This is a genomic window from Nocardia sp. TBRC8007, assembly GCF_056629435.1.
The window spans coordinates 142,686-163,690 of sequence record NZ_JBWSOR010000006.1 but is presented as its reverse complement, the minus strand read 5'-3'; the positions used below and the strand labels follow the sequence as shown (position 1 = coordinate 163,690).

Here is a 21,005-nt window from a genome sequence, read left to right as displayed (position 1 = left end):
AGGAGTCGACTGTGTCTGATATTGCGATTGTCGGTATCGGCTGCCATTATGCCGGTGGCATCGAATCCCCCGAAACGTTCTGGGACCTGCTTGTCAACAAGCGAGACGGGGTATGCGAGGTCCCGCCCGAGCGGTGGGATTGGCGGCGTTTCTACGATCCGGACAAACGCACCCCCGCGCGGGCCTACACCAAGCGGGCGGCGTTCATGACCAGGGACCCGTGGGCGTTCGACCCGGACTTCTTCGGTATCTCACCACGCGAGGCGGCGGAGATGGACCCCGCACAGCAGCTCGTGCTGGAGACGGCGTGGGAGGCGTTCGACGACGCAGGCGTCGCAGGCCGGATCGCGGGGGCTTCGCTCGGTGTGTATGTCGGGGCGTTCACCATCGATCACCTGTCGGCCCTGTCCTCACCCGAGTCGCTGCCGTACATGAATATGCACTCGGCGGCCAGTTCGACGTACACGATGATTTCCAACCGGCTGGCGTACGCGCTGAATCTGCTCGGGCCTGCCTTGACTGTGGATACCGCGTGTTCGTCGTCGTTGGTCGCGTTGCATCTGGCGTGCCAGGGTATCGACAGCGGGGATTGTGAGATGGCCGTGGCCGGTGGAGTAAGTGTGTTGGAGCAGCCGGGGCCGTTTGTTTCGATGTGTAAAGCGGGGTTTCTGGCTGCTGATGGGCGGAGTAAGTCGTTCGATGCGGCTGCTGATGGGTATGGGCGTGGTGAGGGTGTGGGGATGGTGGTGTTGAAGAAGTTGTCGGCCGCGCTGCGGGATGGGGATCGGGTGTATGCGGTGATCAAGGCGACGGGGTCGAATCAGGATGGGCGTACGACCGCGATTACGGTGCCGAATGCGGATATGCAGGAGGCGTTGGCCAGGGATGTCGCTCGGCAGGCGGGGATCGCGCCGGGTGAGGTGACGTATGTGGAGGCGCATGGGACGGGGACTCCGGTGGGGGATCCGTTGGAGTTGCGGGCGATCGGTCGTACGTATGGTGCGGTGGAGGGGCGTAGTGTGCCGTTGGGGGTGGGGTCGGTGAAGGCGCAGTTGGGGCATACCGAGGCGGCGTCGGGGATCGCGAGTGTGATCAAGTCGGCGTTGGCGGTGTCGAAGCGGGTCATTCCGCCGCAGGGGTGGTTGGATACTCCGAATCCGGATATTCCGTTCGAGGAGTTGAATGTCCGGTTGCAGTTGGAGGCCGAGGAGGTCGGTCCGGAGGTCGATCGGGTCACTATCGCGGTCAACGGTTTCGGTTACGGTGGCACGAACGCGCACGCCATCCTGCAGGAATACCGTCCACCCACCCCCACCAGCGGAAACGGCGCGGGCAGGAAAACGAAACACCGGAAACCGAACCAGCGGGAGCCGAAACACTATGGGGTGTTGCCGCTTTCGGCGCGTAGCGAGCAGGCGGTGCGGGACCTGGCGCGGGGCTTCGCCGAGCGGATCGCGGCGGGCGCGGAGGTGGGCTGGTTGGCCGAGGCGGCGTGGACGCGGCGTAGCCATCATCCGTTCCGGGCCGGGATTCCCTTCGCCGACAACGCCGAGTTGGTACAGAGTCTGGTCGACTTCGCCGAGGGCACTGGGCGGGTGAGCCGGGCGGTGCCATCCAAGGTCGCTGAGCCGGTGTTCGTGTTCACGGGGATGGGTCCGCAGTGGTGGGCGATGGGTCGCGGACTGCTAGAGGCAGGCGGTGTTTTCGCCGAAGAGGCGGACCGGATCGATGCGGAATTCCAGAAGATCGCCGGTTGGTCGATCGTGGAGGAGTTGTTGCGGCCGGAGGAGCAGTCGCGGGTGACGAGTACGGTGGTGGCGCAGGCTGGGAATTTTTTGGTGCAGGTGGGGTTGTGTGCGGTGTTGCGGGAGTTGGGTATTCGGCCTGCGGTGGTGGTGGGGCACAGTGTGGGTGAGGTGGCCGCGGCGTATGTGTCGGGGGTGTTGTCGTTGCGGGAGGCGTTGTTGGTGGGGTATCACCGGGCGCGGTTGCAGGCTACTACCGCGGGGTCGGGGGGAATGTTGGCGGTCGGGTTGCCGTTGGCCGAGGCGCAAGATCTGGTCGCTGGTGATGGTCGGGTGGATATCGCGGCGGTCAACAGTCCTTCGGCGGTGACTTTGGCCGGGGAGGTGGCGCGTTTGGACGAGATCGCCGAATCCCTCACCGAGGACGGGGTTTTCGCCAGGCGGTTGCAGGTGGAGGTGCCGTATCACAGTCATCTGATGGACCCGATCCTCGCGGAGTTCCGTGAGGTGTTGGCCGATATCCGGCCTGCGGCGCCGCGGGTGCCGTTGTATTCCACTGTCACCGGTACTCGGGTCACCGAGGGTGAGTGGGATGGTGAGTATTGGTGTGCGAATGTGCGTCAGAGTGTGCGGTTCGCTGATGCGGTGGGTGAGCTCGTCGGTGCGGGGAGTCGGGTGTTCGTGGAGATCGGTCCGCATCCGGTGTTGGGCGCTAATATTCGTGAGATCCTGCGTGGGGCCGGGGAGACCGGCACCACTATCGCGACGCTGCACCGCAAACAGGATGACGCCGACAGTATCCGGCAGGTCGTCGCTGGTTTGTATGCCGCGGGGGTGTTGGATATCGAGGCGTTGTTCGCTGATCTGCCGTCCCCGACCCCGCATATCGACCTACCGGTCTACCCGTGGCAGAACACCCACCTCCGCACCGACTACCCGGTGGATCTGTCCAACCGGTTCGGCACACCTAGCGGGTATGTCATGTTGGGTGATCAAGACCCTGACGACAGTTCGAGTTGGCAGTTGCAGTTGAGTACTCAGGTGTTGCCGTGGCTGGACGATCATGTGGTCGGTGGGAGCAGGGTGATGCCGGGGACCGGTTATCTGGATATGGCTCTGAGCGCCGTGCTGCGACGTGGCGAGTCCACCCAGGCTGGTGTGGAGAAGGTGCGCTGGGTGGCTCCGTTGGTCATCGCGGACAGCGAGATACCGATCATGCGGCTCGATGTGGAGGAGTCGACCCGTCGTTTCACTATCCGCTCTCGTGGCACGACCGGCACGAATTGGACGGTCAATGCCACCGGCCGGTTGGTCGAGGGTGTCTTCGACGAGATCAAGGTCGATGTCCCCAGCACCGATGCGATGAGCACGGCCGATCCGGCCGAGTTCTATGCCATGCTGGCCGAGCACGGACTCGACTCCGGGCCGATATTCGAGTATGGACCGATGTTCCAGCGTCTCACCTCGCTCCGGATCTCGGATACGACGGTGGTAGCCACGCTCGACGGCGTCATCGCTGCCAAGGACGAGTACGTGGTGCATCCGGCGATCGTCGATGCCGCCTTGCAGGCCGCCTCTCTGCTGTTCGTGGGCACGCGCAGCAAGGAGGAAGGGGCCCTGGTCCCGGTGGAGGTGCGCGAAGTGCGTCTACTGGCGCCGCTGCCGGAGGAGGTCGTGGTAGTGGTGCGACTCGTTTCATCCAGCGAGCTGATCAGCGATATCGATCTGCTCGACGCTGATCACAACGTTTGTATGCGGCTCATGGGGATGAAGTTCGGGTCTATTTCGCCGCGTCCGGCGCCGATGCAGCGGATGGTCGATTTCTTCTATGAGGAATGTTGGGAGATGCGTAATCCCATCGATCCGGTCACGTTGCCGTCGGTCGGGGATTTGTACACCGTGGTCGTGGTGCTCGGTAGCGCGGTGAATCCGGTCGCCGAGCAGGTTCTGCGGGTGGCTGCTTCTGGTTCGGCGGGGGCGGAATTGTTTGTTGTCGGTGATCCGGGTCGCGAGGATCTGGAAGCGGAACTGACCCGGCGACTGCGGTCGGCTCGTAGTCGTGCCGGTGTCGAGCGGCTGCATGTGGTGGTAGTCGCGGGCACCGGTTATGACGATATGGACAATCTGTGGACGTTGCGCCGGATCGCGGTGACTGCCGAAGAATTCCTCGACGCTTGGCAGCAAGAACACGGGACCGAGTCCGATCGTCTCGGTGACAACGGCTACTACGTCTCGCTGGTCACCGAGAACGCCTTCACCCACCCGGAAGCCGACACCATGCCGGACCCCGGCCATGCCGCGCTGGCAGGCGGCAGGCGGGTGTTGCTCAACGAGCAGCCCTGGTTGAGGTGGCGGTTGATCGACCTCGACGGCGCTGTCGCCGATACCGATCTCGGGGTGGAGCTGACCATCCCAGGTGCCTTCACCCATGATCACGCCGACGAGGTGTTCCTGCGTGGCGGGGCGCGGTGGGTGCCGGTGGTGAAACGGACCTTGCAAGATCATCTCGATCATCTCGACGAGGCCGTGCCGTTGACCGACCCGGAAGTCAACTTCCGGTTGGAACTGCCCCGGACCAAGACCTTCTCCCAGCTGGGGTGGCGGCAATGCGACCGGCGTGCTCCTGGCCCCGGCGAGATCGAGGTGAAGATGGCAGCGGTCGGCCTCAACTACAAGGACGCGATGAAGGTTATCGGCGTGCTGGGCGAGCGAGAACTCGCAGGCACTTACTACGGCATGGAACTTGGTATGGAGGGTTCCGGCACGGTCGTCCGGCTCGGCCCAGGTGTCACCGGATTCCAGATCGGTGACCGGGTGCACGCATTCTGTCCCGGCATCATCCGCCGGTACAACACGCTCAGCGCGGCCAGGACCCTCCTCATCGGAAAAGACGTCGACGCTGCTTGGATCAGCAGTTCCACCCCATTCCTCTCCGCGGAACATTCGCTGTTGGATCTGGCTCGGGTGCAGCCGGGGGAGACGGTGCTGGTGCATGGTGCGGCCGGTGGGGTGGGGTCGGCGGCGATCCAGATCGCCAAACAGCACGGTGCGCGAGTCATCGGTACCGCGAGCACCGAAACACGACGCGCCTATGTGCTCGAGCAGGGCGCCGATCATGCGGTGAACTCGCGGTCGCTGGATTTCGTGGACGAGGTGCTTGCCTTCACCGACGGTCGGGGCGCGGACGTGGTGATCAGCAGCGCGCCAGGAGAGATCCTGACCCGCAACTTCGACGCCGTCGCCGAGTTCGGCCGCATCGTCGAGCTCGGCAAGGCCGATATCTACTTCGGTGGTGTGCTGGAGATGTGGCACTTCGACAAGAACGTGGCATATTTCTCGGCCGACCTCGACCGGATGTTGAAGCTGCGGCCGGAGCAAACCGTCCAAAAGGTCATTGGCGCGAACAGTCGGATCAGTGATGGCACCTATCGGGCGTTGCCCTACCATCTGTTCGGTACCGCTGAGGTCGCGCACGCTTTCGAAGAAGCCGCGCGTTCCACCCGGATCGGGCGGGCCGTGCTGCGGTTGGATGAGGAGGTGCCGTTGGTGCGTCCGCGGGTTCCGGATGTGGTCATCGATTCCGGGGCGCGGTATCTGGTCACCGGTGGGTTCGGTGGGTTCGGTCTGGCGATCGGCCGGTGGCTGGTCGATAAGGGTGCTCGGCACTTGATTCTGCTCGGGCGTGGTGGTGCCACCACCGAGGAGGCCCGCAAGCAACTCGATGTGTGGGAGCGTCAGGGTATCGATGTGGTCACCGAGCTGGTCGATGTGACCGACGCGGAGGCGGTGGCCGCGGTGATCGCCCGTGCGCACACCTCTGAGCGTCCGTTGAAGGGTGTCTTCCATACCGCGGGTTCGGTGGACGACAAACGTGTCGGGGTGATGGACCGCGCCGGGCTGGTCAAGGTGCTGCGGCCCAAACTCCTCGGTGCGCGCGCGTTGTGGGATGGTGTCGTCGCGGTGGGGGCGCGGTTGGATCAGTTCGTGCTGTTCTCCTCCGCCAGCTCCATCTTCGGACCTATCGGTCAGTACTCCTACAGCGCGGCCAATATCGCGATCACCGCCTATGCCGATGTGCTCGCCCGGCAGGGCGCCCCCGCGCTGGCGGTCGGTTGGGGTCATATGGCGGGTGCCGGTATGGTCACGGCGGACGAGAGCATCACCCGCTACCTGATCGGCTACGGATTAGACCCCATGGATATGGACGACGGACCGGCGTATCTGGAAGAAGCGTTGCGGGTGGGTATCCCCAAGGTCAATATCGCCCCGATGAATTGGTCTCGTGTCGCGGCCTCCGGTGGAGCGCAGATGGCGTTGACCGGCCGGGTCGAGGATATGGTCGCGGCTTCGGCGGAGCAGGATTCGGCCGCGGCCCGGTTGCGGGCCGAGCTCGCCGCTCTGGATGAGGTCAAGCGTAAGGATGTGGTGGCGCATATGCTCGCCGAGTTGTTGGCGTCGGTGATGGAGGTGTCGGCGGAATCCATCGATCTGACCGTGCCGGTGCCGGAGCTGGGTTTGGACTCGCTGATGGCCATCGAGTTCAGTTCGTTGGTCAACCAAACTCTGGATGTGGATGTGGTGTCGTTGAAGATCGGGCGGTCGTTCACTCTGGAGCAGGCCGGTGTCGCGGCGGCCGAGGCGATCGTCGAGGGTACCGGTTCGGCGGGGCTGCCGGTGGCGTCGGACGACACGGCCATGACAGACCACACTCCCGCCATGGCAGGGGAAGTTCTAGTGTGACAGACAGAGTTTACCGGACCTCGCGACCGGCCGGTCGGTCGCGAGGTCCGGAACCCGCCGACGTCGGCGCGACCCCTGACTGGAGCCTGTAACATTTGGATCTCGGTGGCGGGGCAGTTGACGTCCGGCCGCTGATACCGAGCGTGACCATGTTCGTGTACCGGAGAGCGGCCGAGTCATCCCATGGTAGACACGCCAAGAGAATCTTCGACACGGCGTTTCCCCCGCTTTTCGTCGATACACCTACATCCTCTCGATTCGATTACTCGAACAGGAATGAAGCACCGGACCAGGTGATATGTCGCTGGGTGGTGGCAAGCATGGCCGGAAGAAGCCGCCCGGCGTCGTGGTTCGGGGCAGACTGGGTGATGGATTCGACAGTCTTGACCGATTTCCTCGAGACCAGGGTTTCGCGCAGCAATTCCGAACCGATCGAGCGGATGCGTTTCCGGTGCGAAAGATCAAGAGTAACGAAAAGTCTCCGAATGCTTTGCAAAAGTTATTCGGAGGCTGCTCGGTAACAACAAATATATATATTGAGGTATTCACGTTCGGTGGTAAATTTCCCATTAATGATCCGGGTAGAAAGTTGCATTTCTGGAGCATTTTTGAGCATTTCTTTGGAGTGTTCGTTCGTAATGAGCCGCCGCTGCCGCCAGGCCTGGTATGCGCGCATAAGGTTTTCGACCGGCCTGGTACTCCAGCCGGACTTCGTGATCGGTGATGCTGCTGGTCAGTGGGGTGGATTGTGGGCGGCCACCGCGTGATTATGTCGTGTTTGTGTGGACAACAACAGAATTGGCGGTGGCCGCGGGTGTCATCGTAGCGCCTGAGCGGTGGCAGTGGGAGTTCGATCGGCTGACCGGCCGGATCGGTGGACGGTTCGCGCGGGTGGAGACCCGCGGTACCGCTGGCCGGATGCTCAAGGCGCTCATGTCGGAGCTGCCGGTGAAGAACTGCTGGACCATGGCCGAGTATGCCGGTGACCGGTCGCCGGATGCGATGCAACACCTGCTCGCGGCAGCGGTGATCGATGAAGACGGGCTGCGAGACGATCTGCGTGAGTATGTGGTCTCGCATCTCGGCGATACCGACGCGACTCTTGTGGTGGACGAGACCGGCGATCTGAAGAAGGAGGTGTCCACCGTCGGTGTCCAGCGTCAATACACGGGTACGGCCGGCCGGACACGGTTCGCGACCAAGCCGGCACTGGCGAAGCGGTTGATCCTCACTGCTCTGGATGCGGGCATCACTGTGGCGTGGGTGACCGGCGATGAGGTCTACGGCGCAGATCCGAAACTACGCTCCGCCCTCGAATATCGGGGAACTGGTTATGTTTTCGCTGTCGCTACCAGCCATCGTGTCACCACCGCGACCGGTCGCCTCCGTGCCGATGCGCTCACCGCCGGTCTGCCGAAACGGGCGTGGCAGTCGCTATCCGTCGGGGACGGCGCGAAAGGGCCCCGAATCTATGACTGGGCGTGGATCGAGATCGGCACTGATACCGACCAGGCCCCACCGGGACGTCGGTGGCTGGTGATCCGCCGTAACCAGCGCACCGGCGAGCTGGCCTATTACCGCTGCTGGGCGACCGGATCGGTGACCCTGGCCCGGCTGGTGAAAGTCGCGGGCCGTCGCTGGTCCACAGAGGAGAATTTCCAGACCGACTGCGACATGCTCGCACGCCAGAAGCAGCCGAGATGAGGTAGCCTGGCCATCGGCCGATTTATCAAGCCAGAGGATCGGCCCTGAGCGGCTGTAGCGGATGATGGCGACTGATACGGTCTGATCATCCCGCTCCCGTGCCGGCGCAGCCACCGGCGAACAGAAGGAAACCACACCGGCAGAACCCACTGCCCGCCCGAAAGCCGAATCATGCGGTGAATACTCGGTTACACCACACTTCGAGATCTGACTCCGGCGTGCTATCGCCGCGATCACTTACGCTGGGACCAGCGTCTACCCCAGCTCAGGTGAACCACGGGCGCGTAAGAGCGAGCAGAGCGGAGTAATGCAAGATCTCCGCAGCATGCACGTGAGAGTAGCTCGAAGGTTCAGGAGACAATACGTGAAATATACTTCACCCTTACGACGCCTCGGCCTGCCGGCGTTGGTTTCTCTGATGGTCGCGGTACTCGCGGCATGCGGGGGTAGTCAGGACGGGGGTGGTCAGGATAAGCCAGTTGCCGACAAGCGCGATTTCGTATCGATCACCGATGTCGATCCCACGATCATCGTCGACGCCAGATACTACAGTGACCACAACTTCATCGGTGCTCGCATCGCGGGATACGAGGCGCCGAAATGCCTGCTGACCCGGCAGGCGGCGCAGGCACTGGCTCAGGTGCAGCAGGAATTGCGGCCGATGAATCTCACCCTGAAGACCTACGACTGCTACCGCCCGCAGCGCGCGGTCGATGAATTCGTCGCGTGGGCGAAGGATCTCCAGGATGTGCGGATGAAGGCGGAGTTCTACCCCAATGTAGACAAAGCCAACCTGTTCCGCGACGGATATATCGCCGCGAAGTCGAGCCACAGCCGAGGCAGCACATTGGATCTGGGCATCGTCGCGTTGCCTGCGGCCGAGTCCGAGCAGTATCACAAGGGTGATCCGTTGCGTGCCTGCTTCTTGCCTGCGGAGCAGCGATTCCGCGACAACGCTCTCGATTTCGGTACCGGCTTCGACTGCTTCGACCCGCTGGCGCACACCGCCAACCCGGCTGTCGGTGGTTCCCAGCGCGCCCACCGCGCACTGCTGACGGCTGTGATGAGTGAGCACGGCTTCACTAATCTCCCCGAGGAGTGGTGGCATTTCACTTTGAAGCAGGAGCCCTTTCCGAATACCTATTTCAACTTCCCGGTGCGCTGAATCGCACCACCACGAGTTCGAAGTCGTCGCAGATCAGTTACCTGTAGCGGCGGTCAATGGTGCAGTGGGAGGAATTCGACCATCGTGTGGTCCGCGGCGCCGGGTGGGACGATGACCAAGCCATCGCGATCGATCAAGCCGCCGAGGTGCGCGGTACGGATGGCCGGGTCGCCGATCCAGCCGCCCTCGGCGGCGGCGCGCGCGGGGACGATGCGGGGCACCTCGCCGGCGATCTCGGCAGCATTGCGCAGTGGTCCACGCAGCGAACTCTTGAGGGGTGCGTCGGTGCGGCCCGCGACGATGGCGGGTGCCAGGGCCATAAGCGTCGCGACCGCGGCGAACGGGTTACCGGGAAGCCCGAATACCGTAGTTCCGGAGGGAAGTTCGGCGACGATGGTGGAACCACCTGGGCGCAGGCGCAGGCGCGGCACCAGCATCGTGGCCCGCGCACGGTGTACCGAGGCGCGGAGTTGATCGGCTGCCCCGCCGCCGGTAGCTCCGACAATCACCAACAGATCACAATCCGCCGCGTCAGCCAGGACTTCGTCGAAACCGTGGGGGGTGTCGCGCAGGTGCACCCGGTCGGTGGTGCGAATGCAGTACCAGGACAGTAGCGCGGGCAGGATCGGGCCGAGTGAATCGCGGGTTTGGCCTTCTTGAAGTGGTCCCTCGCTGCGGATCTCGTCGCCGGTCATGACGATGCGGGCACGGACAGGGCCGCGCACCGATGCCGTGGTGACTTCGACACTCGCGGCTGCTGATATCAATGCCGGGGTGACCTGAGTGCCTTCCGGTGCGATGAGATCGCCTGCTCTCCGGTCTTCGCCGTGACGGCGGATGTCCGTGCGCGGCGGTGTGTCCGGTAACCGGGTAAGGATTTCGCCGGTGCGTCGTGCGAACTCGTCGCGCAGCACACTGGTGGTGCCGTCCGGAACATGCGCGCCGGTAGCGATTCGCACCGCCTCGCCGAGCAGCAACCCTATCGGACGTCGTCCGCCTGCGAAACCGATATCGTGGCGCAGCCGCCACGGTCCGTCCCCCGCGACCGCGTAGCCGTCCATCGCGGATACATCGAAACGGGGTAGTGCGGCGGCGGCGGTCAGTCCGTCCGCGAGTGCCGCTCCGGCCACCGAGCGCAGATCGGCCGAATAGGTAGTTAATCGGGAAAGATTGTCGCACAGGACTTTTCGTGCTTCTTTGAGATCAAGCGGCGAAGTGTGTCGCGGTGCGGTGATCGCGGCTTCAGCTCGGCGTACCTGTTCCTCGGTGTCGCAGTCGCCGACCCCGCGCAATGGGATGATCGCGGCGTGGGCGGGTACCAGGGCTTTCATCGGTTGATTGATCGGCGAGTCGAGGTCGGCCAGCGCGGCCGCCAGTGCGGAGCGGCGCCATACTCCGATCAGGTATTGTGGTCGCCCCGACTCGTCGGCCGCGAATACCGCGTCCGCCCCGGATTCGGTCTCATGCCGGACGAGTTCGGCGATGGCCTGCTCGGACAGAAATGGTAGGTCCGCGGCGAGCACCACCACCAGCGGCGCGGCGGGACCGAGCGCGCGCAGCCCCGCGTCGATCGCCGCGACCGGACCCGACCCTGGCGGCACCTCTCTGACTTGGATGATCTCTGGCGGCAGCTCCGGGCGGTAGGGACCGACCACCACGGTGTGTGTGCAGGAGGCGACCGCGGTGAGCGCCACCTCCAGCATGGAACGACCGCCGATGACGATCGCGGGTTTGTCCACACCGCCCATCCGGCTGGCCCGGCCACCTGCGAGCACGATCGCGACGGCGGCCGTCACGCGTCACAACCTGAAGCTGGATATCCCACGGCGGTCATGGTAATTCTTCACCACCCGCAGACGGTGCAGCTACCGGCGCAGGTCAGGCGTTCGTCCAGAAGCGAGCGGGTCTCCGCAGCCGGAACTCGTTGTTTTCCGGGTCGGCGAGCAGGAGGTCGGTGTCATGGCCGGGTGTCGGGGCGCCTCGGCTGATTGTCGTGGCGCCCGCGGCGTGTAGTCGGGCCACTTCGGTGGCGCGGTCATCGGCTGGAAACGAGGTGAGATCCAGGTGCAGCCTGGTGCGGCTGGAGCTGGCGTCGGGGGTATGTACGAACTCCAGCCAAGAGCCGAGCCCAGTCGGCGCGCGGAGCCCGGCCACTCGTGTGCCGCGGTAGACGAATGGCCATCCAGCGGCGGCCGACCAGAATTCCGCGAGCTGTATCGGGTCGCGCGTGTCGACCACGATGGCCGCGAGGGCGCCGGTATCCACGTACTCTTCCCTCGGCTCGACCACACAGAACTCGTTGCCCTCCGGATCGGCGAGAACGGTCCAAGGCACCGCGCTTTGACCGACACTCACTCGTCGCGCCCCGAGCGCCAGTGCCCGATCCACCTGGGTGTGCTGGTGGTCGAGCGAGCGGGTGGCCAGGTCGAGGTGTAGGCGGTTCTTACCGGTCTTGGCCCGCATCGCGGGCAGAAAGGCCAGCGTGAGTTCGGGACCGTCCGCATCGGGTGCGGCGACATCCACTTCGTCAGGGCGATCGAGGGTCACAGTCCAGCCGAGCAGCTCGGCCCAGAAGTCCGCGACCAGCCGTGGTCTGTCGGCATCGAACGCGACGCATGCCAGGCGGGTAGGCATGGGTCAACGGTACTGCCCGCTCGACTGTTATGCGGGTCTTTTGGCGAGCGGCGTTGTGCTGGTCTGTGGATCAGGGAATGGAAAACGCGCGGTGCGCAGGTCGACGCGTCCGTCTCGGATCGGCACGCCTTCCGCAGCGAGCAGGCGCAATTGGCGTTGGGCCAGGTGCGTGGCGGGTTTGCCGCTCGCGCCGAGTACACGATGCCAGGGCAGGTCGGCCGCATCGGTGCGCATGATCCAGCCCACTGTGCGTGGCGTGGACAGGCCTGCGGCCGCGGCGATGTCGCCATACGTGGCTACCCGGCCGCACGGGATCGCGGCCACCAGTGCGCGCACCTGCTCGATCTGGGTGTCGGTGGTCGGCACCGGCGCTACAGTACCATCGGCGTCAAAGTGCCGAGCGAACGAGTTCGCCGGTTTCGGCGGGATACGCCTGGGCGACCATGTGATCACAATCCCATTCGAGCACGGTCAGGTTGGCACCCATATGCTCGGTGAGCGCCGCGCGGAATTCCGGCGTGACATACGGTGGGTCGACTCTCATCGCCTGGACCAGCACGGTGATCAGTTCAGGGGGTGGCAGCACCCAGTGGCGGGCCAGCTGGCCCCAGTACGAGTTGATCGCGGGCAGGCTGATCCGCCAACCGAAGCGTCCGTCCGCGGTGGGCACCAGATGTTCATCCAGTTCGGCATCGAGCAACCGTGGCTGTACGTCGCCCCAGCCGGTTTCCAGCTTGTCCCGGCGGGCCTCCTCGATGCTGTTGTAATCGGCCGAGACCAGCGCCGATAGCGCTATCTCGTTGAGCCGTTCCGGATCCAGTGCGACGGCAGGGTCGAGTAGGATGAGCCGCCGAACCAGTTCGGGATGGTGATGGGCCAGATGCAGTGCGCATGTGCCGCCGAACGAGTGTGCGACCACCACCACCGGTTCGTCGGTTTCCCCGGCGAGTAATTCGACCAAGTCAGTGACGATGGTCTCGAAGTTCCATGGCGGCAGTCCGGTCGAGCGACCATGTCCGCGCAGGTCTGGTGCGAGTACGCGGATCGAGGGCAGATGCTGGGTGGCCAGGTTTTCCCAGCGTTTGCCGTGACCGGTCACCCCGTGCAAAGCGAGTACCACCGGCCCAGTAGCCGGGCCGAACCGATGGATGTGTAAAGCAGACATCAGTCCATTGTGGTGCGAATCCACCGCGTAGTCGCGCGGAGAGATGTAGCGGTATGTCGGTCGTATCTGTTGCAATAGCCCGCGTGGTGCGATCGGATGGCGCGGTGCGACTTGTGCGCCGAACTGTGCGGGCGCCCCGGCCGCGTGCCTGGGGGGCCGACGTTCGCGCGCTGGTGGACGCCCCGGCCGAGCCTGAATCGCCGCGCCGAGGATGGCGACCCTGGCAAGTGCTCGGTGGACCGGGTACGGGTAAGACAGCCCTACTGGTCGATGTCGCCGCAAGCCGTATTGCGACCGGGGCCGATCCGGAATCGTTACTGGTGCTGACCCATTCGAAGCAGGCGGCAGGCGCGCTGCGCGACGCTATCACCGCGCGGCTGGCCGGACCGGAGCCAGGGGCTGAGGGCGGTGTGCCCGGCGCCACACGAGAGCCGCTGGTGCGCACAGTGCACTCCTATGCCTTCTCCGTGCTACGCGGACATGCCCTGGCGCACGGTAATCCACCACCGCGTTTGCTGACCGGCGCCGAGCAGGACGCGGTGCTGCGCGAAATGCTGCGCGGTGATCTGGCCGATATCGCCGAGGGAGCAGAAGAGTTGTGGCCACCGCGCCTACGGCCTGCGCTCGCGCTCGGTGGATTCGCCGAGCAGTTACGTGACCTCATGCTGCGCGCCACCGAGCGTGGTATCGGCCCGGAGGATCTGGTTCGGCTCGGTCATGAGCACGCCAAACCGGAATGGGTCGCGGCGGGTGGTTTCGCCCTCCGGTACGAGCAATTGATGTTGCTGCGTTGGTCGGTTGGCGTCGAAGCGCCGGAAGCGACAGCGCCCGCACTGGATGCGGCCGAACTGATCGGTGCGGCGTTGGACGCGCTGGCCGCCGATCCGGAGTTGCTGGCCGCCGAACGCGCCAGGATCAAATATCTGCTGGTCGACGATGCTCAGCACCTCGATCCGCAGGCGGCGCTCCTGGTCCATGTGATCGGGCGCGGTGCGCGGACCACGGTGATCGCGGGCGATCCAGATCAGGCCGTCTTTACCTTTCGCGGCGCGGACGCGCGGTTCGTCGCCGATCTCGACGCGCCTGCCGGGCAGCGTATCGTGCTGCGGAACAACCATCGGCTCAACGGTCAGGTGCGGGCGGCGGCCGCACGGATCGCCGCCCGGCTGCCCGGTACCGCGCCACAGCGTTTTCCGGTGCCTGATCGAGTGACACCGCCCGACGAAAGCGCCGAGGTGCTAGTCCGGGTGCTCGCTACGCCCGCGAAGGAGGCCGCGCTCATCGCCGACCATCTGCGCCGCGCGCACCTCACCGCAGGAGTGCCGTGGTCGCGGATGGCTGTCCTGGTCCGTTCGGTACCGCTGTCATCGGCGCCGCTACGCCGTGCGTTGTTGGCGGCAGGCGTGCCGATGCAGCAGCCCGTCCTCAACACCCCTCTGGCGCGCAGGCGCGGCTCGGCCTGGTTGCTGCTGTCCCTGCGTGCGGTACTGGCAGGAGAGGTCGCGGAGCGTGGTGCGGAACCGGAGTTCGAGCCGAGGGACGCCCTCGACCTGCTGACCGGGCCGCTCGGCGGCGCGGATCAGATCACGCTACGCAGACTGCAGCGTGGTATCCGGCGTGCGGTGTTCGAGTCCGCGCGATCCACGGAGGGCGCGGATGATCCGGCCTCGGGTCGTGCCGCGCGGATCGACCACCCTTCCGCACTGGTGCTGCGCGATCTGCTGATCGGGTCCGGCGATCCGGCGCTCCTGGACCGGCTCACCGAGGTCGAGGCCGCGCCGTTGCGCCGGGTGCTCGGCGCGCTGGATCGGGCGCGTATGGTGCGTGGCCGCGGTGCGGGTCTGGAGGATGTGTTGTGGGCATTGTGGACCGGCTCCCGGCTGGAGCGGCGCTGGGTAGTTCAGTCGGAGCGGAGTGGTGCGGTCGGTATGCAGGCCGATCGTGATCTGGACGCGGTCGTCGGGCTGTTCGACGCGGCTGCGGGATACGTTGATCGGCTACCGCACGCGAGTATTGAGGGTTTCGTCGAATATCTTGTACAGCAAGAGATTCCGCACAGCGAAGCGCCGCGTGCCGCGTCGGTCGATGCGGTCGCGCTGCTGAGCGCACACGCTGCCGCCGGGCGGGAATGGGATGTGGTCGCCGTCGCAGCCGTCCAGGAGGGGATCTGGCCCAACCCGCGGGTGCGTGGCACCCTGCTGCACACCGAGGATCTGGTCGATCTCACCGCGGGCGTGTCCGACACCGGAGAGCGGGTGAGTCGTGCGGCGCCGATTCTCGCCGAAGAGCGCAGGCTGTTGTTGGTCGCGTGTAGCCGGGCCAGACGCTCGCTGTTGGTGACCGCCGTGGAGTCGGTTTCCGGTGAACGGGATCTGGTGCCCTCACGTTTTCTCACCGAGCTGCTCGGACACGGTGACGACAGCGGGGACGGCACGCTCCCTGTGGTCGATCCGGGTCGCGCCCTGGCGATGCACTCGCTGCTGGCGGAACTGCGTGGTGTGGTCTGCGATCCCGACGCAGGCGCGGAGCGCAGGCATCGGGCCGCACGGCAGCTGGCAAGACTGGCACACGCGGGCGTCCGCGGCGCTCATCCCGATGAGTGGTACGGAATCGCCGAACTCAGCTCGCGGCAGCCACTGTGGACCGACGATGACGGCGCGATCACGCTGTCACCCTCCACTGTCGAACTGCTGCGCACCTGCCCGCTGCGCTGGGCGCTGGAACGGCACGGTGGTACCGATGGTGACAATCCGCACGCGGTCAAGGGCAACCTGGTGCACACCCTGGTGCAAGCACTGGCGGGTCGGGTGCCCGAGGCGCAGGTGCGTGCCGCGTTGGCTCGCTCATGGCAGGCAGTGGATCCAGGCACCGGCTGGCACTCCAGACAAGAGTTGCGGCGTACCGAGGCCATGCTGGAAACCTTTCTGGCCTGGGTGCGCAACACGCGCGCGGAACTCATCCAGGTCGGCGTCGAGGTACCGGTCGATCATGTGCTGCCCGCGCGTACGGAAGACGAGCGCCCTGTACGGATACGGGGCCGGGTCGATCGGTTGGAGCGAGATGCGAACGGTCGTTTCGTGATCGTCGACGTGAAGACCGGCAAGTCGCCGGTCAGTAAGCAGGCAGCCGTCGAGCATGCCCAGCTGGCGACCTATCAGGTCGCGGTAGCCATGGGGGTGCCGGACCAGGAAGGCGACTCTGCCGCAGCTGCTGGATCGGGTGCGTCCATCGAATCGGGCACGGCCACTGGAACAATGCCGGAGGGCGAACCCGGCGGGGCGCGGTTGGTGTACGTCGCCAAGCCGAGCCGAAGTGAGGGCGCGATTCAGCGCGCACAGCCACCCTTGGACGCCGAGGCACTCGAACAGTGGCGTAACACGATTCACCAAGCGGCTGCGGCGACTCGGGGGCCGAGCTATCTGGCCATGCGTAATGACGGGTGCCGCCACTGCACGGTCGCGGGCAGCTGCCCAGTGCAGGCAGGCGGGCGTCAGGTGACCGACGAGTGAGTGAGCCAGTCGTCTCCGTGGCACTGCTGCGGCCTGCCGCCGGAGCAACGTCGTGAGCGGCGACCTGGTAACGCCACATCAGCTCGCGCAGGCGCTCGGCCTGCCGCCGCCGTCCGAGGAGCAGGCCGCCGTCATCGCGGCTCCGGCAGGCCCGACCTTGGTGGTCGCGGGCGCAGGTGCGGGCAAGACCGAGACCATGGCCGCGCGGGTGGTGTGGATGGTCGCCAACCGTATTGTCCGGCCCGACGAAGTGCTCGGGCTGACCTTCACCCGGAAAGCCGCGCAGCAGTTGACCGTTCGTATCCGCACCCGGCTCGCTCGGCTCGCAGGCGCTCCGTTGGTGCGCGATCTCGACTCGACTGGTCGACTGCGTGCGCAATTGACCGGTACGGAACCGGAGATCAGCACCTATCACTCCTATGCGGGCAGGCTGCTGACCGAACATGGTCTGTTGCTCCCGATGGAGCCCTCGGCGACGTTGCTCACCCAGACTCAGCTCTGGCAGCTGGCGCATCAGGTGGTTCGGACCTGGGATGGTGACCTGGAGACCGACCGCACCTCGGTATCGGTGACCGAGGCAGTGCTCGCGCTGTCCGCGCAACTGGCCGAGCATCTGGTCGAACCGGAGGAATTAGCTGAGGCGTGCACCGAGTTGGCGAAACTGGTACACACATTGCCCGCGGGGCCGCGCCAGCGCGGCGGTCCGAGCCGAGTATTGCGGAATATCGTGCGGGTCCAAGAAGAACGGGTAGACCTGCTGCCACTGGTGCAGCAGCTCAGCGAGGTGCTGCGGCGGCGAGGCGCCCTCGACTTCGGTGCGCAGATGTCGCTGGCCGCGCGCCTGGCCGTCGACCATACCGAGGTCGCCGTCGCCGAACGCGGTCGTTTCCGTTTGGTCCTGCTCGATGAATATCAGGACACCGGTCATGCGCAGCGGGTATTGCTTGCTGCGCTGTTCGGTGGCGTGCCGCAGCAGGCGATCGATCATCCGGCCTGCCTGTCGAGCCAGGAGACCCCATATGCGGCGCGACGGCTCGCGGTGACAGCCGTCGGCGACCCGATGCAGTCGATCTACGGATGGCGGGGCGCTTCTGCGGCGAATCTACCCAGGTTCGTTACTGATTTCCCCAGTGCGCCTGGCGTCCCCGCCTCCACGTTGGCACTGCTGACCAGCTGGCGCAATCCGCCGGAGGCGCTGGCGCTGGCGAATCTGGTCGCGGAACCCTTGCGGCGCAAGGCGCTCGATTCCGGTGGGGTGACCGTCGACGCACTGCGCGCCAAGCCCGGTGCGGAGCCGGGCGTTGTCGCGTTGACGTTGACCGAGACTGTGGTGGCCGAACGTGAATGGGTGGCCGAGCGGATCGCCGCGGAGTGGGCGGCCCGCCGCGCAGTGCGGCAACAGCCACCCACCTCGGCAGTGTTGGTGCGTCGAAACGCCGACGCCGCGCCGCTCGCGGAAGCGCTGCGCGCGCAGGGGCTGCCGGTGGAGATCGTCGGCCTCGGCGGTTTGCTCGCCACGCCAGAAGTCGCCGATATCGTCGCCACCCTACGGTTGATAGCCGAGCCTGGGGCAGGTAGCGCCGCCATGCGGGTGCTGACCAGTGCGCGCTGGCGACTCGGCGTCGCCGATATCGCTGCCCTCGCTCGGCGGTCCAAGGATTTGTCGATCCGGCGACCCGCCACCAAGGGACCGGTCGCGATCGGGGACAACGCCGCGCTCGACGAGGCGCTGCGCGAGGTGGCGCCGGAACCGGCCGAACAAGCCGGCCTGGCCGACGCACTCGCCGATCCAGGCCCGGCGACACAGTATTCGGTCACGGGGTTCGCTCGCATCGAGGAATTGGGGCGAGAGCTGGCCGTGCTGCGGGAACGCTCCGGACAGCCGCTGGTGGAGTTGATCGCCGATGTCGAACGCACCATCGGCGTCGGTGTGGAGGCCCAGACGCGGCGGGCGGTGGCCGGGACGGGTGCCGGCCGCGAACATCTGGACGCGTTCGCCGAGGTGGTGGCCGGGTATGCCGTAGACACCGGTGCATCGTTGGGCGGGCTGCTGGCGTTCCTTACTGCCGCGGAGCAAGTCGAGAACGGTTTGGAGCCAGGAGAAGTGGAGGTGGCCAGAGACCGCGTGCAGGTACTGACCGTGCACGCGGCGAAAGGCTTGGAATGGGAGATCGTCGCGGTCCCTCATGTGGTGGCAGGGGTGTTCCCGTCCAAGGCGGGTTCCGGCACCTGGCTGGGTACGCTTGCCGAGCTGCCGACCGCGCTGCGGGGTGACCGAAGACAAGATGATGCCGCCGACGGTGTCCCGGTGCTCGACTTCACCGAGCTGTACGACCGCACGGATCTCGACCGTGCGATCAGCGAGCACAAGGAAGCGCTGGAGCGCAGACGGATGGATGAAGAGCGCCGCTTGTTCTATGTCGCGCTCACCAGAACCGAACGTGTGCTGCTGGTCTCGGCGCATCATTGGGCGGAAACCGGCAGCTCGCCGAGGGGGCCTTCGGATTTTCTGCTGGAGTTGAAACATGCTGCGGCCGATTCGGACAGTCGTGCACACGACATGCTGGTAGTCGAAACCTGGGCCGATCCACCCGCACCAGAAGCCGTCAACCCCTTCACCGGTAACCCGGACAGTGCGCGGTGGCCACAAGATCCGCTCGGTGCTCGTCGCGTCCCGGTCGAGCAAGGCGCCGCCCTGGTCCGCGCGGCCCTCGCCGACCTGCGCGCGCGCTCGGCCGTCCCAGTACGCCATGGTGTGGATACGCCGGATACTGCCGCATCGTTCCACGGCACCCCCGGCACCGAGGAACGCGTGAGGGTTCGAGACGAATCGGCAGGCCCCCGCATCCACGTCCAGCTCGACCAGGAACCTCCTCCGGACCCGCTGGACGAATTCGCTGATACGCTTCCGGACAACTTCTCCGCATACGACTACGCCGACCCCTATGCGGATATCGAGCCCGATGACCGGGCGGTGCAAGAGTATCTGTCGGCCGATGAGTCGGTCCGCACGGCGACCGGTTTCGCCGCACCCCCACTAGAGGAGGAGCACGCGCCGGAACACCGCCACCACGTTCCGGACCCGGACGATCCAGAAGGCTGGGCTGCCGACGTCGATGCCCTGCTGGTCGAGCACACTGCGGCCACGGTGGCCGAGGCGGTCGAGCTACCCGGGCGGATCGCGGCGACGGCACTGGTTGAATTGCGTGCCGACCCAGGCAAACTCGCTGCTCGTCTGCGTCGTCCGCTGCCTTACCCGCCGAATCCGCTGGCGCGGCGCGGCACGGCATTCCACGCCTGGGTGCAGCGATGGTTCGGCTCGACCGATCTGCTCGGGCTGGACGAACTACCCGGCGCGGCGGACGGCGGCGCGGCCACTGCTGGTGTCGACGCGGAACTGTCCGCATTGCAAGAAGTCTTTCTGAACTCACCATGGGCCGATCGCAGCCCGATCGAGGTCGAGGTCTCGTTCGAGACCTCGCTCGCGGGCACCGTGATCCGCGGACGGATGGATGCGGTGTTCGCCGAACCGGACGACGGCTGGATCGTGGTCGACTGGAAGACTGGCGCAGAGCCGAGCCCGGCCGATGAGCCTGCGGTCGCCATGCAACTGGCCGTTTACCGTGTGGCCTGGGCTCGGTTGCTGGCCGCGCGCACCGGACGACCCGAGCACGAGATGCTGCCCCGCGTCGGCGCCGCGTTCCACTATGTGCGCACCGGTCGCACTATCGCGCCCTCGCGGCTGGCCGGTCCGGACGAACTGGCCGAGCTGATCAGGAACGCTGCGCCCGCCGACTCACCGCCAGGGCCTGGGTGATCAGCGGGATCTGCAACGGAAGCCGCAGTACCGAGCCGATTTTGTGCAGTCGTGGCGCCTTCGCGCTGGTCAAGGTATCCATGGCGAACTGGACGTTGGCCGGGAACACCGCGAGGAACAATCCTGCCGCGAGGCGGCCGCCGATACCTCGGGTCCGCGGTATCGCCAGGGCGGTGGCGACGCCGAGTTCAGCCACGCCGGAGGCGTAGGTATAGTCGCGGGCGCGTCCGGGCAGCGTGCGCGGCACGATCGAGTCGAAGAATTCGGGCCGCAAGAAATGCAGTACTCCGCTACCGAACAGCAAGACGGCGAGAGCGAGTGCCGGACGTTTCCCGGTATCCTGCGCGGGCGTCAGCGTATTTTCTGCCATAGGGCACCCTTACACCTACCTGGCAATGATGTCGAGGTGGGGCGATGTCGAGGTGGGGCGATGTCGAGGTGGGGCGCTGCGCGGGAACCGAGTAGGCTCCCGTGCTGTGCCGGAGGGACGAGGTGTACCGGGATGACCGACACGAGCAACAGTGCG

Annotated in this window: 9 protein-coding genes and 1 pseudogene; 5 read left to right on the top strand and 5 right to left on the bottom strand. The window is 65.7% G+C overall.

Annotated features, from left to right (window positions below):
• The first annotated feature begins 11 nt into the window (after positions 1–11).
• The 3 genes and pseudogenes from ACX4ZE_RS09110 to ACX4ZE_RS09100 all read left to right on the top strand — a co-directional run bounded on the left by ACX4ZE_RS09110 (position 12) and on the right by ACX4ZE_RS09100 (position 9,354).
• Positions 12–6,485, top strand: coding sequence for an SDR family NAD(P)-dependent oxidoreductase (locus ACX4ZE_RS09110; RefSeq protein WP_480272892.1), 6,474 nt, complete (start codon positions 12–14; stop codon positions 6,483–6,485).
• An 804-nt stretch (positions 6,486–7,289) separates the two neighbouring features.
• A pseudogene (locus ACX4ZE_RS09105) lies at positions 7,290–8,150 on the top strand (IS701 family transposase); the annotation flags it as partial.
• Between the two features lie 403 nt (positions 8,151–8,553).
• Positions 8,554–9,354 carry a M15 family metallopeptidase gene (locus ACX4ZE_RS09100; RefSeq protein ID WP_480272891.1) on the top strand — a complete coding sequence of 267 codons (801 nt, stop codon included), beginning with the start codon at positions 8,554–8,556 and terminating at the stop codon, positions 9,352–9,354.
• 53 nt (positions 9,355–9,407) lie between these two features.
• Here ACX4ZE_RS09100 and ACX4ZE_RS09095 read toward each other — a convergent pair whose 3' ends face one another.
• The 4 genes from ACX4ZE_RS09095 to ACX4ZE_RS09080 form a co-directional block, all read right to left on the bottom strand.
• On the bottom strand, positions 9,408–11,150 hold the full coding sequence (locus tag ACX4ZE_RS09095; protein ID WP_480272890.1) for an NTP transferase domain-containing protein: 1,743 nt from the start codon (positions 11,148–11,150) through the stop codon (positions 9,408–9,410).
• An 82-nt stretch (positions 11,151–11,232) separates the two neighbouring features.
• Positions 11,233–11,988, bottom strand: coding sequence for a VOC family protein (locus ACX4ZE_RS09090; protein WP_480272889.1), 756 nt, complete (start codon positions 11,986–11,988; stop codon positions 11,233–11,235).
• Between the two features lie 27 nt (positions 11,989–12,015).
• The gene (locus tag ACX4ZE_RS09085; RefSeq protein WP_480272888.1) at positions 12,016–12,354 is read right to left on the bottom strand and encodes an MGMT family protein; all 339 of its coding nucleotides are present in this window, start codon (positions 12,352–12,354) and stop codon (positions 12,016–12,018) included.
• A 22-nt stretch (positions 12,355–12,376) separates the two neighbouring features.
• Entirely contained in the window at positions 12,377–13,153 is a 777-nt protein-coding gene (locus ACX4ZE_RS09080) for an alpha/beta hydrolase (RefSeq protein ID WP_480272887.1), read from the bottom strand.
• A gap of 53 nt (positions 13,154–13,206) precedes the next feature.
• Here ACX4ZE_RS09080 and ACX4ZE_RS09075 point away from each other — a divergent pair, with 53 nt between their 5' ends.
• On the top strand, positions 13,207–16,662 hold the full coding sequence (locus tag ACX4ZE_RS09075) for an ATP-dependent helicase (protein WP_480272886.1): 3,456 nt from the start codon (positions 13,207–13,209) through the stop codon (positions 16,660–16,662).
• A gap of 52 nt (positions 16,663–16,714) precedes the next feature.
• The gene (locus ACX4ZE_RS09070; protein WP_480272885.1) at positions 16,715–20,479 is read left to right on the top strand and encodes a UvrD-helicase domain-containing protein; all 3,765 of its coding nucleotides are present in this window, start codon (positions 16,715–16,717) and stop codon (positions 20,477–20,479) included.
• Here the strand turns inward: ACX4ZE_RS09070 and ACX4ZE_RS09065 are convergent.
• Positions 20,436–20,849, bottom strand: a complete 414-nt coding sequence (locus ACX4ZE_RS09065) for a DoxX family protein (RefSeq protein WP_480272884.1) — start codon at positions 20,847–20,849, stop codon at positions 20,436–20,438. The genes ACX4ZE_RS09070 and ACX4ZE_RS09065 overlap by 44 nt on opposite strands.
• Positions 20,850–21,005: the final 156 nt, after the last annotated feature.